The sequence below is a fragment of the Terrabacter aerolatus genome (assembly GCF_007991735.1).
GTDB classification, from domain to species: Bacteria; Actinomycetota; Actinomycetes; order Actinomycetales; family Dermatophilaceae; genus Terrabacter; species Terrabacter aerolatus.
Map to the genome: position 1 here is coordinate 212,743 of NZ_BJYX01000005.1, position 13,756 is coordinate 226,498.

Consider the following 13,756-nt stretch of genomic DNA (forward strand, 5'->3'; position numbering starts at 1 on the left):
TGTGCTGCAAGTGATTTGGCGTGGACAAGCCTTGAAGATGGATTCGAACACCTGTACGATGGGAGCATGAGCCAGAGCGCGGAGCGGATCGAGCAGGACTGGGACCACGTCGCGTCCCTGGCCGCCGACCTGCACGACGCGCACGCCCGGCTCGTCGACTTCGTGGCCGCCGTCCTGGCCGACGGCTCGTGGCAGGCGCCGGGGCTGCGCTCGCCGGCGCACTGGCTGATGCTCCGCGCCGGCCTGTCGCGGGGGCAGGCAGCTGCGGTGATCCTGCTGGGTCGTCGCGCCGACGAGCTCCCCGCGACGGCCGCAGCGCTCAGGGAGGGCCGGATCAGCCTGGACCAGGCCGCGGTCGTGGCCCGGCACACACCGGCCGAGTTCGATGCGACGGTCGCCGAGTTCGCCCAGCACGCGACCGTGACGCAGCTGCAGCGCTCGGTCAGCCGGTACGACTTCACGCTCGGGCCCGACAGCGTCGACGACGACGGCGAGGTGCTGCCCGGGGAGGCCGTGCCCGACGGGCAGGACGGCGACGGTGACGCCCCGCGGCTGGAGCCTGCCCACCTCAGCATGGGGATCGACGCCGACGGCCGGTTCCGCCTACGCTACGACGCCCCGGCCGAGGTCGGGGCCCTCGTCGAGGCCGCCTTGGCCGAGGCGAAGGACCACCTCTTCCAGACCGTGGCCACCGACGGTGACGGTGACGAGCAGCGGCGGGCGCTGGACGGAGACGTCATCGACCCGACGCGGTGCTCCACCGACGGTGGACGCCCGCGCGTCACCTGGGCCGACGCCCTCCACCTGATGGCCACCCGCTCCCTCGACGCAGCCGGCTCGAGCGACTCGGGTGGCGCTGCGCGCAGGGCGCGGTACCGGGTGCAGGTCCACCTCGACACCGACGGCGGTTGGCTCACCGGCCGACCCCGGCTCCCCCGGTCCATCGTCGACGGCCTGACGTGCGACGGCGCCCTCACCCCGGTGTGGGAGACCGACGGCCACCCCGTCAACGTCGGCCGAGCCCAGCGCGTCGTCCCGCACCGCACCCGCGTCCTTGTCCTCGACCGGGACCGGGGCTGCCGCTTCCCCGCCTGCGGGTCGACCCGCAACCTCGAGATCCACCACCTCGTCCACTGGCGCGACGGCGGACCGACCGACGACGTCAACCTCCTCGGCCTGTGCCCGTTCCACCACGACGGGCACCACCGGGGCGAGTTCAGCATCACCGGCGATCCCACCCGCGCCGACGGGCTGGTGTTCACCACCGCCACCGGCCTGCTCATCGGGCCACCACGACCAGCACGCCCGACTGTCAGCGACGCCCCCGCGCGGCCGAGGACCGAGCCGAAGCCGGGAAGACGTCGCAGACCGCCCCCACGACTCGGGCGGCGGTATCCCGCCCCGAGCGGCGGCCCCCTGCACCTGCACCTCGTCGACTTCACCCCGACCTGACGACACCTGGGTCATACTCCGCACGTGACCGGGGATGCAGCACGACGCGTCGAGGCGCACCGCGCATGAGTGTGCTCAGGATGATGACCGCGTCGGACGTGCCGTTGGTCGTCGAGGTCCAGGAGCCCGGGGCGGTGCTCGGGCTGGCCGCCGTCTTCCCGCAGGACCGGCACCCCTTCCCGCGGCAGGCCATCACCGACCGATGGCTGCGCGAGGTCGACCTGGCCGGCACCGACTGCTTCGTCGTCCTGCGCCAGGGAGCGGTCGCCGGTTTTGCCGCCATCCGGGAGGACGAGCTCCTGCACTTCGGCATCGCCGTCGAGCACTGGGGCACCGATCTGGCCGGGCTTGCCCACGACGAGGTCCTCGACCACCTGCGCGAGCGAGGCACCGCACGCGCCCGGCTCCGTGTCTTCACCGGCAACGGCCGTGGCCGCCGCTTCTACGAGAAGCACGGGTGGGAGCCCACGGGCGAGCGCAGCCGGAGCTCGTTCCCGCCCTGCCCGGAGCTGCTGACCTACTCGCTCTCGCTGTCCGGGTCCGGCCCGTCCGGCGATCCTGCCGGCAGGTCGGAGGGCTGAGTCGAGGCAGCGCTCGCGCGCCTGTCCCGCCTGGCACGGACGACGGCGATGACGAGGCACGCCACCATGCCGAGGAGGAAGAGCGGCAGGGCCGCCAGGTAGCCGAGCAGGAGCACGCCGTCCGCGGGTGTCGGGACGCAGCCGAAGCCGAGGCCGGTGCACCGGCCTGAGGCGTTGTAGTCCGGCAACGTCAGGTGCAGCACGAGAACGAGGACGGCGGGGACGATCCAGAGCACGCCGAGAGCGACGATGTACGGCCTGACGCTGCGTGGTTCCACACCCCACCTTCACCCATGACCGGCAGCCGTGCGTCAGCGCCCCTACTCATTCAGCCTCAGAGCCGGGCGATGACGTCGTCGAGCATCGCCTCGGTGAGCTTGTGGGTGAAGGTGTTCTGCTGGCTCACGTGGTAGCTGCCGACGAGGCGCACCGGACGGCCCGTCGCCGTCCTCAGGATCACCTCGGCGCCGTGGCCGAACGTCGGCTTGGGCCGCGGCACAAGCCATCCGCGGCGGCGAGCGGCCCCGAGCGCCGCGTCCCACGCGATCGAGCCGAGCGCGAGCATCGAGCGCAGGCGCGGCTCCGACAGCTCGAGGTCGCGGTCGAGCCACGGCGCGCACGTCGCCTTCTCCTCCGTGGTCGGCTTGTTGGCCGGCGGTGCGCACCGCACGGTCGCGACGATGCGCAGTCCCGTCAGCACGAGGCCGTCGCCCGACGCGACCGACGTCGGCTGGCTCGCGTACCCGCCACGGTGCAGGGCGGCATACAGCCAGTCCCCCGAGCGGTCCCCGGTGAACATGCGCCCGGTCCGGTTGGTGCCGTTGGCCGCCGGTGCGAGACCGACGACGAGCACTTCGGCGTCGGGGTCGCCGAACGACGGCCCCGGCCGTCCCCAGTAGGGCTGGTCGGCGAACGCCGCGCGGCGCCCCTCGGTCGCCACAGACTCGCGCCACTCGACGAGCCGCGGGCACGCGCGGCACACGCTGATGCGGGCATCGAGCTCGCGTATGCCGTCCGCCCCCTTCGCGAGGCGGCGCACCTGGGCGGGGGTGGCGGCCACCGGCGTCTCGGCCGTCGCGGGGTCGCCCGGCCAGCCGGCGCCGGGCGGGACCGGCGAAGAGAAGAGCCCACCGGTCAGGGGGTGCTGGGCCGGGTCGGGCATGGCGGCAGGGCACATGACCCCACGCTAGGCCGGGTCCGCGGCAGACGGCATACGCACGCGTCGGTGTCGTGAGACCGTGCAGGGAGCCGACCACTGAACCGGAGCGCGCGCAGCGGCGTCTTCCGGGACAGGAGCACGAGTGAGGAGGTGGCGGCGGGATGCCGCTCGACGACGAGGCGGTCGCGGAGATCTACCGCGAGCACGGGCCGATGCTCCGACGCGTCGTCTGGCGCGCCACGAGCGACGCGAACCGGGTCGACGACATCGTGCAGGAGGTCATCCTGCGGGTGTGGAAACAGGCGCCGGACGCCGAGAACCTGCGGGCCTACCTCATCACGACCGCCCGTCACCTCATCGTCGACCAGCACCGCGCCGCTGGGCGACGACCCCAGCAGGCCCAGCTCGTCGAGATCGCCGAGCGGGACTCCGCCCTCGACCGGGCGCTCGACCAGGTGCTCGTCGAGGAGGCCCTCGGCCGACTGCAGACCAACCACCGTGAGATCGTGCGCTGTCTCTACTACGAGCGGCTCACCGTCGCCGAGACCTCCGTCCGGGTCGGGGTGCCGGAGGGCACCGTGAAGTCGCGCGCCTACTACGCCGTGCGCAACCTGCGCGTCATCCTCGACGAGATGGGAGTGACCCGATGAACCCCGGTTCGGACGACCTGCACGTGCTGCTCGGCGCGTACGTGCTCGGTGGCCTGTCCGACGACGACCACCGCGCCTTCAGCGAGCACCTGCGCACGTGCGTCCCGTGCCAGACCGAGCTCGGTCAGGTGTCCGGGCTGCCCCGGCTGCTCGACCTGGCCGGCCCGGAAGGCGGACCGCACCTGGCGGAGGCCGCGGCCGGGGTCGCAGCCGGGCTGCCGACCGAGCCGGACAACGAGCGGGTCACGACACTGCTCGCCGAGGTGTCCCGCCGTCGACGCCGCCGGCGCACCTGGATCACCGGGCTCGCAGCAGCGGCAGCGGTCGCCTTCTTCGTCGGCGGCGCGTGGCTGGGTCCACGGTGGACGGCGACGACGCCCCCCACGGCCGGACCCACGGCCACGTCCACGCTGCCGACGACGCACGTCGAGGCGGCAGCCGTCCCGGGCAGCTCGGTGCGCGTCGACATCGCGCTCGTGACCCGCGGGTGGGGCACCCAGCTCGACATCGACTGCGAGGACATGCCCAAGGAGGGCGAGCTGGCGCTGTGGGTCATCGACGCCAACGGCAGGGCGACGACCGCCGCGTCGTGGCGTGCGACCGCCGCCGGCTACTCCAAGGTCACCGGCGCAACAGCGTTGCGGCCCAACGAGATCCGGTCGCTCGAGGTGCGCACCGGCACGGGGAAGGTGCTGGCCTCGGCCCGGACGTGAGCGCCTGACCGGACCGTGGGCCTCGGCCCTCCCGGGCGCTAGCCTGTCCTGGACGGGGCCTGGTCGGGGACTCGCACGGTCCTCGGACGGACCGTCGGAGGACCCCTCGCAGGGGTCGCACGGACGGAGACACGGGTGGCGGCGCGGCTCAGGGACGTGGCGGAACGCGCGGGCGTCTCGGTCAAGACGGCCTCCAACGTGCTCAACCACCACCCGCACGTCAAGGCGAGCACCCGCGAGCGCGTCGAGGCCGCGATGGCCGAGCTGCACTACCGCCCCAACCTCTCGGCCCGCAGCCTCAAGCACGGGAGGGCCGGCTTCCTGGCCCTCGCCGTGCCGGCGATGGACTCCCCCTACTTCGCCGAGCTCGCGGCCCGCATCACCGAGGAGGCGGCCGCCCTCGGCTTCATCGTGCTGCTCGACGTGACGAGGGGCGACGCCGACGCCGAGCGCGTCGTCCTGGAGGGCATGCGCTCCCACGTCGTCGACGGCGTCATCTTCTCGCCGCTCGCCCTGTCGGCCGACGAGATCGGCAGCCGCGCCGACAGCCTGCCGATGGTGCTGCTCGGCGAGCCCCCGGTCCCCTCGGACGTCGACCACATCGCCGTCGACTCCGTGGCCGCCGCACGGGCCGCGACGGAACACCTGGTCGCACAAGGACGGCGACGCATCGCGGCCGTCGGCCGGGAGACCACGCGCGGGACCGCGTCGGCGCGCCTGCTCGGCTACCGGCAGGCACTCGAGGCGGCCGGGCTCGCCTATGACGGCACCCTCGTCATCGGCGTCCCGCACGTCGAGCGAGCCGACGGCCACGCCGCGATGCAGCGACTGCTCGCCCTCCCCGAGCCGCCCGACGCCGTCTTCTGCTTCAACGACCTCATGGCGATCGGGGCGCTGCGCGCCTGCGTCGAGGCGGGCGTCTCGGTGCCCGACGAGGTGGCGATCATCGGCTTCGACGACATCGCCGAGACCCGCTACGCCAACCCCACGGTCTCGACCATCTCACCCGACCTCACCGGTCTGGCCCGGGCCGCTCTCGAGCTGCTGTCGCGCCGCATCGACGGCCACGACGGACCGGCAGAGGAGGTCCGCGTCGCCTGGACGCTCGAGGCGCGCGAGACGACCCTCGGGGTGCCCGAGCGCCGGCGGTCTCAGCCGACGGAGGAGGTCCCCGCGCCTGACAGGCCCAGCGCCTCCGCGGCCCCCGTGGACCCACTGGACCCAGCGGACCCAGCGGACCCGGCGGACCCGGTGGCCGCCGAGGCGGGGGTCACGGGCAGCGTCACGCGGTAGGTGCGCGTCATCGGAGTGCCCGTGCACCCCTTCGGCACCGACCCGGCCGGCCCCTTCGCGGTCGAGGTGTAGCTGGCCGTGACGTCCGCGGTGACGGACGTGGCGGACGTCAGGGCCGGCACGAGCACGCGGACCGCCGTGTAGTCGCTCGCCGAGGCCCGCAGCCGGTCCTCGCGGTAGAAGGACGCATAGGCCTTGGTGGCCAGGGGGTAGGCGACGGAGGCATCAGCGGCCGACACGGTCACGGCGACGGAGCAGACCGGCGTGTCGGTCGTCCAGGGGATCCGCACCCACGACTGGCGCCCGGGCACCACGGCGGACAGCCTGCCTGCCACCGGGCGCAGTCCGGTCGAGACGTGGTCCCCGAGGAGCACACCCGACGGGACGGACGTCCCGGTCGACGGCGACGGGGCCGGGGCGGCCGCGTGCACCGGCGCAGGCGCGGCCGGCTCGGTAGATCCGCCGCCGAGCGCGACGTAGGCGCCGAGGGACACCACGACCGCTCCGGCCAGGGCCACGGCCGTGATGCCGAGCAGGTCGGGTCCGGTCGACAGGGCACGGATGGACATGTTGCTCCTCGGCGCGTGGACGGTGCACGGACGGAAGGCGCCGGGTCCGGCACCGTCGCCCAGTCTGTCGAGGGCACCGCAAGGGCAGCCACGTCTAGGAGCAGGAATGCCGCAAGGTCTGCTCAAGCCGGCCGGGGGGTCAGGCCGACCGGGTGAACCTCAGGTAGAACGCGCCGAACACGAGCACGATCCCGATGTTGACCATGAGCCGGGGCCACGGGTGGTCCCTGAAGAAGAGCACGTCGACGGCGACCACCACGGCCACCATCACGAGTCCGTAGACCACGCCTACCACCGGACGTCCCATGAGTCCTTCCTACTCCTTCCGGCGCCGATGCGGTATGCCGCACGCAGGGTCTCGACGGGGGTGCGCCGCCGTGCGAAGGTGACGACATGGCTGACGACCCTTCGATCCAGGACCGCATCACCTCGCTCATCGACGAGGAGCACCGGCTGCGCTCGTCGCTCCAGGCCGGCGAGATCACCGTCGACGAGGAGCACGCCCGGCTGCGCGGCGTCGAGGTCGAGCTCGACCAGTGCTGGGACCTGCTGCGGCAGCGGCGGGCCAAGCGCGAGTTCGGCGAGAACCCGGACGACGCGACGGTGCGCTCGGAGCGCACCGTCGAGGGCTACACCGGCTGAGGCCTCAGATCGTGAGGCCGTGCCCGAAGCGGAAGAGCGGGTCGTCGTAGCCCGGCACGTCCTCGCCGTGGGCCCGCACCTGGTCCATCGACCGAGGCAGGTCGAACGGCAGGCGGCCGGCCGGGGCGATGGTGCCGGTCAGGGCGTCGAGCAGCGCGTCGTCGCTGCTGCCGTAGCTGCCCACGACGGCCGAGGCGAAGCGCAGCAGCGGCGTCACGACGGCGGGCCGGTCGAGCACGACGTCGATGACCAGCGGGCAGACCGCAGCGATCCGCTCCAACCGCGCGACCAGCCCCGGCGGGAAGTCGAGCGAGCCCTGGTGGAACCACGACTCGAGGAAGAGGTCCGACCGCGGGTCGAACGGCGCCGTGAGCCGCACGATGGCGATGTCGGCGTCCTCGGGACGGTCGACGAGCTTGCCGTGCTTGACGACCGCCTCGGGTGAGACCCGCTCGGCATAGATGCGCAGGCCCTCCTCGATCGGCAGCCGGCCGTCCTCGTGGTGCAGCACGGTCACCGACCGCGCCTGGGCGGCATACCCCTCGTCACGGAAGTCCTGCCGTCCCACGACGGCGGCCGCGGCATCCTCGTCGACGTAGGGGTTCTCGAAGAGGCCGAGCCGGAACTTCACCTCGAGGATGCGGCGCGCCGACTCGTCGATGCGGGCCTGCGTCACCCGTCCCTGGGCGACGAGGTCGATGAGGATCTCGACGCACTCCTCGCCGCCGAACTGGTCGGCGCCCGCCTCGAGGATGAGCTCCATGCGGCCGTGCGGGTCGAGGTGCTCGACGCCCCAGGCGCGGGCCGGGAGCACCTGGTCACCGACGTGGTTGTCGTTGACGAGCTCCCAGTCGGTGACGACGACGCCGTCGTAGCCGAGCTTCTCGCGGAGCAGATCGGTGACGACCTGCTTGTTGTAGCCGAAGCCGATCGGCTCGATCTCGACGCCGTCGACGACGAGGTCGACGGGCATGCCGTAGTAGGGCATGATCCCGGCCGTCCCCGCCTCGATGATCGGCGGGAACGGCTTGAGGTGGTCGTCGAACCGCCCACCGGGATAGACCTGCTCGCGGCCGTAGGGGAAGTGCGCGTCCTCGCCGTCCTTCTGCGGACCTCCACCGGGGAAGTGCTTGCTCGTGCACGCCACACTGTCCCCCCCGAGCGCCTCGCCCTGGAAGCCCAAGAGGTAGGCCACCCCGAGCTCGGTCACGAGGTCGGGGTCCTGGCCGAACGTGCCGGCCTGGCGGGCCCAGCGCGGCTCGGTGGCGAGGTCGAGCGTCGGGTGCAGGGCGGCCCGGATCCCGACCGCGACGTACTCCTGCCGGGCGATCTCGGCGAAGCGGCGCACGGTCCCCGCGTCCCGCAGCGCCGCGAGCCCGAGGGGCTCCGGCCACTGCGAGAACGCGCCCGCGGAGAAGGACACCCCGACGTTCTCGATGAACGCGTGCCGCGGGTCGGTCGACACCGTCACGGGTATGCCGTGTGGCGTGCGTTCGGCGAGCGCCTGCAGGGCGTTGCTCCAGCGCGCCGCCATGCGCGGGTCGTCGAGCGCGTGCACGTTGAAGTGCGTCAGGTGCTTGTCGAGCACCACCTCGCTCGTCGGGGACTTGCTGATGTTGCCAGGGTGCTCGAGCACCGTGCCGTCCGCGCCCGCCTCGATGACGGTCTGGAACATCAGGCCGACCTTCTCCTCGAGCGAGAGCCGGCCGAGGAGGTCCTCGACCCGCTCCTCGACGGGCAGCCGGGGGTCCTCGTAGGGATCCATCCGGCCGTTGCCGTTGAGGTCGCGGTAGGCGACGCCGTCCTCGGAGGTGCTGAGCTCGGGGCGCACGGAATGGTGCCTTTCGTCGTGAGGGGAGGTGCTTCGGAGGTCAGGCGACCGGGCTGGCGCCGAACTCCTCGATGCCGATGACGGGGCGCAGGGCCCGCTCGACGGCTGGCGTGCTGAACGCGCGTCGGATGACGTCGTGGCCCAGGACGTTGCCGGCGGCGCCCATGATCATCGCCTGGTCGAGCGAGAGGTAGCGGCGCGCGACCGTGCCCGACTTCACGGCGACGGCGTCGAAGAAGCCGCCGCGCCCGTAGGAGTCGAAGTCGGCCTGGAGCCGCGCGAGGTTGGTGAACGCCTCGTCGGGCTCGTGCATCATCGCGAGGAACGACGCGTGCGGTGTCACGACGCCGTCGCCGTAGGTCGGGGACGGGTTGGTCGCCGCGCGGCAGTCACCGAAGCCCGGGTCGTAGTTCGTCTTCTCCTTGTCGGAGAAGTAGCCGTCGGGGTTGAGACCGAGGGCGTCGACGCCGTACTCGCGGTAGCCGGCGAACGGGTCGCTCGAGGGGCTGAACCCCCAGTAGCCGTAGCCCGCTTCGACGAGGCCGTGCTCGCGCTGGGCCCGGACGTGGTTCGGGTGGTTGCGACCCCAGCTCTTCGGTGCCCACGCGGCCTCGTCGACGAAGACGTCGGGCATGAGCTCCTCGAACATGCTGCCGCCCCAGCCGGGCACGACGTGCATGCCGCGGTAGGTGTAGGCACCCTCGTAGACGTCGAGGCCGTAGTACGTGCGGTTGACGCCGACGGGCTGCATCTCGTGCCACGACCAGTCGCACGTCGCGGGGAACGTGCGCCACATCGCGAAGTACTGCTTGGCCGGGATCTGGCCCGTGATGATGCCGAGGTAGCTCGTGATGCGGGTCTCGGACACGGTCGTGTCGTAGTGGTGCGTCGTGAGCCAGACGGGCGCGCCGCCGATGTGGGTGCCCTGGTAGGTGCCGCCGGGGCGGCCGTCCTCGTACGGGTAGAAGCCGCCGTGGATGAGGCCGCCGGCCCGCACCTGGTGCGCCGGGTCGCTGTTGTCGTTGTAGAAGGCGTCCCAGCGCATGCGCTCGAAGATGCGCTTGGCCCACGGTGCGGCGCCCCGGTCGGCGTTCTGCACGACGAGCAGGGCGGCCCCGAGCCAGCCGTTGTCGACGCTGGAGCAGAAGGGGACGACCTTGTCGCCGGACCCGGGCCACGTGTGCAGCGCCGTGGCCGTGGCCTCGTCGTACCAGTTGTAGTACATCCCGCTCGGCGCGTGGTGCTCCATGCGCTCCACCGTCTTGAGCGTCCGGACGAGCCGGGCGGTGGCCTCGCCGCGGGTGATGATGCCGAGCTCACGTGCCGCGATCGTCGACCACAGGTAGCCGCCGATGTTGGTCGGCGAGGTGTAGCCCGAGCGGTCCCCGGCTGCGAGCGACTCGGGGATGTTGTCGGCGGGCAGGCCCGTCGTCTGGTCGGTCATCGCGACGAGGCTGCGCCACGTGTCCGCCGCCCACGTGTGCACGGTTCCGCTCTCGAGGGGGCGGACGGCATAGGCACTCTTGCGCGTGGTCGTCGCCGCCGAGGCCGACGGCGCGAGCGCGAAGGCGGCGACGGAGGCGGCTCCGCCGACGAGCATCGAACGGCGGCTGGGCGTGTAGAGCTTCTTCTCGGACATGGTGCAGTGCTCCTGTTTCCGGGTGGGGAGTGCCTACTTGAGGCCGGTGGTGGCGATGCCCTCGATGAACCGCTTCTGGAAGATGAGGAAGACGACGAGGATCGGGATGATGACGACCGTCGCGCCGGCGAGCAGCAGGCCGTAGTTCGTGCTGTTCTGGCCCGTCGAGTAGAGCGCGAGGGCCACCGGGAGGGTGTACCTGTCCTCGGACTGGGCCACGACGAGCGGCCACAGGAAGTTGTTCCAGCTGCCGAGGAAGGTCAGGATGCCCAGCGTGGCCAGGGCCGGGCCGCAGAGCGGCAGGATGATCCGGAAGAAGATGCGCAGCTCGCCCGCCCCGTCGACCCGGCCCGCGTCGAGCAGGTCCCTGGGCAGCCCGAGGATGAACTGGCGCATGAGGAAGACGCCGAACGGGCTGACGAGGAACGGCAGGAAGAGGCCGGGGATCGTGTCGATGAGGCCGGCGTTGGCCACGAGCACGAAGAGCGGCACGAAGGTCACGACCCCGGGGATCATGAGCGTTCCCATGACGGCGACGAAGATGACCTTCTTGCCCTTGAAGTCGAGCATCGCCAAGGCGTAGCCGAGCATCGAGCAGAAGACGAGGTTGCCGGCCGTCACGACGACGGCGACGACGATCGAGTTGGTGAAGAACTGCCCGAAGTTCAGCTTGCTGAACAGCTGCGTGTAGTTGTCGAGCGAGGCGTGCTGGGGCAGCCACGTCGGCGGGACCTGGCGCAGCTCACCCTCGCCCTTGAAGCTGCCGAGCACCATCCAGACGAACGGGGCGATGACGGCGACGAGCGCGACGACGAGGACGAGGTAGAGCCACCAGCGGCTGCCCTGGCTCGCCCCGACCATCCCGGACCCGGTCCGGCTCGCCCGGGCCTTCGGCGCCGGAGCCGGCGCCGTCTGCCGGGGTGCGGTGTCGACGGACATGGTCAGGTCCTCTCTCGGAGCAGGCGGAACTGGATGGCCGTGACGATCGCGATGACGACGAAGATGAGGTAGCTCATCGCCGAGGCGAGGCCGTAGTTGCCGAAGCCGAACTGCTGGTAGGTGTACATCGACAGCGAGATCGTGCTGTTCAGGGGACCGCCCTTGGTCATGACGAACGGCTCCTCGAAGAACTGGAGGTAGCCGATGGCCGTCGTGACCATGACGAAGAGCAGCGTCGGGCGCAGCAGCGGCATCGTCACGTGGCGGAACCGCTTCCACGCCCCGGCGCCGTCGATGGCGGCCGCCTCGTGCAGCTCGGCGGGCACGGCCTGCAGGCCGGCGAGGAAGATGATCATCGCGGTGCCGAAGTTGCGCCACGTGGCCATGAGGATGAGCGAGGGCATCGACCAGCTCGGGTCACCGAGCCAGTTGGGACCGGTGATGCCGACCCACCCGAGCGCGGTGTTGATGAGGCCGCCCGGGTCCTGCAGGAGGAAGCGCCACACGACGGCCACCGCGACGATCGAGGTGATGACCGGCATGTAGAAGCCGAGGCGGAAGATGGCGCGGAAGCGGGCGATGCCCTTGTCGAGCGCGACCGCCGCGGCGAGCGCGACGACGAGCGTCAACGGCATACCGACGAGCACGAAGTAGGCCGTGTTGCCGGCGGCCTGGCGGAAGATCGGGTCCGACAGGGCCTTGGCGAAGTTGTCGAGCCCGATGACGTTGACGCTGAAGGGGTGTCGCAGGTCGCGGGCCTTCGTGTCGGTGATGCTCATGAAGAGCGACTGGATCACCGGCCACGCCGTGAAGGCGAGGAAGAGCAGGCAGAAGGGGATCGCGAGGATCCAGGCCGCCCGCCCCTCCCGCCGGCGGGACGAGTCGTCCCGCCGACGGGCACCGGTCGTGCCGGTCTGGACGGTGGTCATCGGACTACAGACCCGTCCCGATGGAGTCGGCCTGCTGCTGGGCCGTCTTCAGGCCCGTCGCCGGGTCCTCACCGGTCTTGGTGATCTTCTCCATCTCGGTGTCGAGACCCTTGACGGCCTGCTCCCACGTCGGGAACGACGGCGGCGCCTTGGCCGTCTCGAGCTGCTTGCCGAAGACGGCGAGCTTCTTGTCGGAGGCGAGGGCCGGGTCCTGCCAGGCGCTCTTGACCGAGGGCAGGTCGGTCGAGATGGTGTACCACTTCGCCTGCACCTTCGGGTCGGCGAGCCACTGGACGAACTTCCAGGACGTGTCGCGGTTCTTCGTGTTCTTGAAGACGACGAAGTTGGAGCCACCGACGAACGACGACGACCCGGCCGAGCCGGCGGGGATCGGGGCGACGTTGTACTTGTCCTTGAAGCCGGCGCCGCCGACCTTCTCGACCGCGGACATCTCCCACGGGCCGGAGATGAACATCGGGACCTTGCCGCTCGCGAAGTCGGGCTCGGTCGTCGGGGTCGCCGGGGCGCTCTTGTTGGAGATGCCGTCGGTGAAGAACGACTGGTAGTACTTCGTGGCCTTGAGCAGCGCGGGGCTGTCGAAGTTGTAGGCCTTGCCGCCGTTCTTGGTGAGGTCGGCGCCGTCGCTCCACGCGAACGGCATGACGGTCTGCCACGAGCCCTCGCCGCCGGCCTGCAGGCCGATGCCGTACTGCGCGCCGGCCTTGGTCTGCATCGCCTTGGCCATGTCCTTGAGGCCCTGCCAGTCGGTGGGCACGGCGTCGTAGCCGGCCTTCTTGGCGAGGTCGGTGCGGTAGTAGAGCACGCGCGTCTCGACGTACCACGGGATGCCGTACGAGGTGCCGTTGACCTCGGTCGTCTTCTGGGCGCCGTCGAAGAAGGAGGACTTGTCGATCTGCGCCGGCGTCGGGTCGAGCGCGTCGCTGCTCGCGAACTCACCCATCCACGTCGTGCCGACCATGGCGACGTCCGGCGTCTTGCCGGCCGTGATGGCGGTCGTGAACTTGTCGTGCGCGGCATCCCACGGGATGGCCGTGACCTGGACCTTGACGCCCGGGTTGGCGGCCTCGAAGTCGGCGGTCAGCTTCGAGAGGTTGTCACCCTCGGCGCCCATGGCCCAGACGGTGATCGTGCCGGTGGCCTTGCCGGAGCTGATGGCGGCGCCGGTCTGGCCGGCGGCGGTGCCGCCGTTGTCGGCGCTGCGACCGCAGGCGGTCATCGTGAGGGCCGCGGCAGTCATGCACGCGACCGTGATGGCTGTGGTGCGTCTCATCGGTGTCTCGCTTTCTCGGGTGTTCTCCGACGGCTGTGTCGGGGGTGTTGGGGGTGGGGGCGGGCGGG

General features: G+C 71.5%; 14 protein-coding genes. 6 read left to right on the top strand and 8 right to left on the bottom strand.

What is annotated here, in order from left to right:
- Window positions 1-66: 66 nt before the first annotated feature.
- Both TAE01_RS07170 and TAE01_RS07175 read left to right on the top strand, forming a co-directional pair.
- Window positions 67-1,452 (top strand): HNH endonuclease signature motif containing protein, encoded by a 1,386-nt coding sequence (locus TAE01_RS07170; protein WP_147064865.1) that lies wholly within the window; start codon window positions 67-69, stop codon window positions 1,450-1,452.
- 65 nt (window positions 1,453-1,517) lie between these two features.
- Window positions 1,518-2,033, top strand: coding sequence for a GNAT family N-acetyltransferase (locus tag TAE01_RS07175; RefSeq protein WP_246111199.1), 516 nt, complete (start codon window positions 1,518-1,520; stop codon window positions 2,031-2,033).
- On the opposite strand, the gene TAE01_RS07180 is transcribed toward TAE01_RS07175, so the two are convergent.
- Both TAE01_RS07180 and TAE01_RS07185 read right to left on the bottom strand, forming a co-directional pair.
- Window positions 1,970-2,311, bottom strand: coding sequence for a hypothetical protein (locus TAE01_RS07180; RefSeq protein ID WP_147064867.1), 342 nt, complete (start codon window positions 2,309-2,311; stop codon window positions 1,970-1,972). The two genes, TAE01_RS07175 and TAE01_RS07180, sit on opposite strands and share 64 nt — an antisense overlap.
- 56 nt (window positions 2,312-2,367) lie before the next feature.
- On the bottom strand, window positions 2,368-3,210 hold the full coding sequence (locus tag TAE01_RS07185; RefSeq protein WP_147064869.1) for a uracil-DNA glycosylase: 843 nt from the start codon (window positions 3,208-3,210) through the stop codon (window positions 2,368-2,370).
- Between the two features lie 143 nt (window positions 3,211-3,353).
- Between TAE01_RS07185 and TAE01_RS07190 the strand changes: the two genes are divergently transcribed.
- The 3 genes from TAE01_RS07190 to TAE01_RS07200 all read left to right on the top strand — a co-directional run bounded on the left by TAE01_RS07190 (window position 3,354) and on the right by TAE01_RS07200 (window position 5,848).
- A complete protein-coding gene (locus tag TAE01_RS07190) occupies window positions 3,354-3,842 on the top strand; it encodes a sigma-70 family RNA polymerase sigma factor (protein WP_147064871.1) in 489 nt (162 codons plus the stop codon).
- On the top strand, window positions 3,839-4,555 hold the full coding sequence (locus TAE01_RS07195; protein WP_147064873.1) for a zf-HC2 domain-containing protein: 717 nt from the start codon (window positions 3,839-3,841) through the stop codon (window positions 4,553-4,555). Before TAE01_RS07190 ends, TAE01_RS07195 begins: the two co-directional genes overlap by 4 nt.
- A gap of 156 nt (window positions 4,556-4,711) precedes the next feature.
- Entirely contained in the window at window positions 4,712-5,848 is a 1,137-nt protein-coding gene (locus tag TAE01_RS07200; RefSeq protein WP_246111195.1) for a LacI family DNA-binding transcriptional regulator, read from the top strand.
- 708 nt (window positions 5,849-6,556) lie between these two features.
- Here the strand turns inward: TAE01_RS07200 and TAE01_RS20480 are convergent.
- Complete coding sequence (locus TAE01_RS20480; protein ID WP_186815081.1) at window positions 6,557-6,724, bottom strand: hypothetical protein; 168 nt, start codon at window positions 6,722-6,724, stop codon at window positions 6,557-6,559.
- Between the two features lie 86 nt (window positions 6,725-6,810).
- Between TAE01_RS20480 and TAE01_RS07210 the strand changes: the two genes are divergently transcribed.
- Window positions 6,811-7,059, top strand: a complete 249-nt coding sequence (locus tag TAE01_RS07210; protein ID WP_147064877.1) for a DUF2630 family protein — start codon at window positions 6,811-6,813, stop codon at window positions 7,057-7,059.
- A 4-nt stretch (window positions 7,060-7,063) separates the two neighbouring features.
- Here the strand turns inward: TAE01_RS07210 and TAE01_RS07215 are convergent, their stop codons facing one another.
- Genes TAE01_RS07215 through TAE01_RS07235 form a run of 5 tightly spaced genes read right to left on the bottom strand, consistent with a single transcriptional unit; the run spans window position 7,064 to window position 13,655 of the window.
- Complete coding sequence (locus TAE01_RS07215; RefSeq protein ID WP_147064879.1) at window positions 7,064-8,890, bottom strand: glycoside hydrolase family 3 protein; 1,827 nt, start codon at window positions 8,888-8,890, stop codon at window positions 7,064-7,066.
- A 40-nt stretch (window positions 8,891-8,930) separates the two neighbouring features.
- Window positions 8,931-10,529 (bottom strand): glucoamylase family protein, encoded by a 1,599-nt coding sequence (locus TAE01_RS07220; protein ID WP_147064881.1) that lies wholly within the window; start codon window positions 10,527-10,529, stop codon window positions 8,931-8,933.
- A 33-nt stretch (window positions 10,530-10,562) separates the two neighbouring features.
- Window positions 10,563-11,468 (bottom strand): carbohydrate ABC transporter permease, encoded by a 906-nt coding sequence (locus TAE01_RS07225; protein WP_147064883.1) that lies wholly within the window; start codon window positions 11,466-11,468, stop codon window positions 10,563-10,565.
- A 2-nt stretch (window positions 11,469-11,470) separates the two neighbouring features.
- Window positions 11,471-12,397 (bottom strand): carbohydrate ABC transporter permease, encoded by a 927-nt coding sequence (locus tag TAE01_RS07230; RefSeq protein WP_147064885.1) that lies wholly within the window; start codon window positions 12,395-12,397, stop codon window positions 11,471-11,473.
- A gap of 4 nt (window positions 12,398-12,401) precedes the next feature.
- A complete protein-coding gene (locus tag TAE01_RS07235; RefSeq protein WP_246111196.1) occupies window positions 12,402-13,655 on the bottom strand; it encodes a sugar ABC transporter substrate-binding protein in 1,254 nt (417 codons plus the stop codon).
- Window positions 13,656-13,756: the final 101 nt, after the last annotated feature.

Coding starts and splice junctions, on each gene's coding strand:
- TAE01_RS07195 (WP_147064873.1), top strand. CDS start 3,839: ATGAACCCCGGTTCGGACGACCTGCACGTGCTGCTCGGCGCGTACGTG.
- TAE01_RS07235 (WP_246111196.1), bottom strand. CDS start 13,655: ATGACTGCCGCGGCCCTCACGATGACCGCCTGCGGTCGCAGCGCCGAC.
- TAE01_RS07220 (WP_147064881.1), bottom strand. CDS start 10,529: ATGTCCGAGAAGAAGCTCTACACGCCCAGCCGCCGTTCGATGCTCGTC.
- TAE01_RS07210 (WP_147064877.1), top strand. CDS start 6,811: ATGGCTGACGACCCTTCGATCCAGGACCGCATCACCTCGCTCATCGAC.
- TAE01_RS07185 (WP_147064869.1), bottom strand. CDS start 3,210: ATGTGCCCTGCCGCCATGCCCGACCCGGCCCAGCACCCCCTGACCGGT.
- TAE01_RS20480 (WP_186815081.1), bottom strand. CDS start 6,724: ATGGGACGTCCGGTGGTAGGCGTGGTCTACGGACTCGTGATGGTGGCC.
- TAE01_RS07170 (WP_147064865.1), top strand. CDS start 67: ATGAGCCAGAGCGCGGAGCGGATCGAGCAGGACTGGGACCACGTCGCG.
- TAE01_RS07175 (WP_246111199.1), top strand. CDS start 1,518: ATGAGTGTGCTCAGGATGATGACCGCGTCGGACGTGCCGTTGGTCGTC.
- TAE01_RS07225 (WP_147064883.1), bottom strand. CDS start 11,468: ATGTCCGTCGACACCGCACCCCGGCAGACGGCGCCGGCTCCGGCGCCG.
- TAE01_RS07190 (WP_147064871.1), top strand. CDS start 3,354: ATGCCGCTCGACGACGAGGCGGTCGCGGAGATCTACCGCGAGCACGGG.
- TAE01_RS07230 (WP_147064885.1), bottom strand. CDS start 12,397: ATGACCACCGTCCAGACCGGCACGACCGGTGCCCGTCGGCGGGACGAC.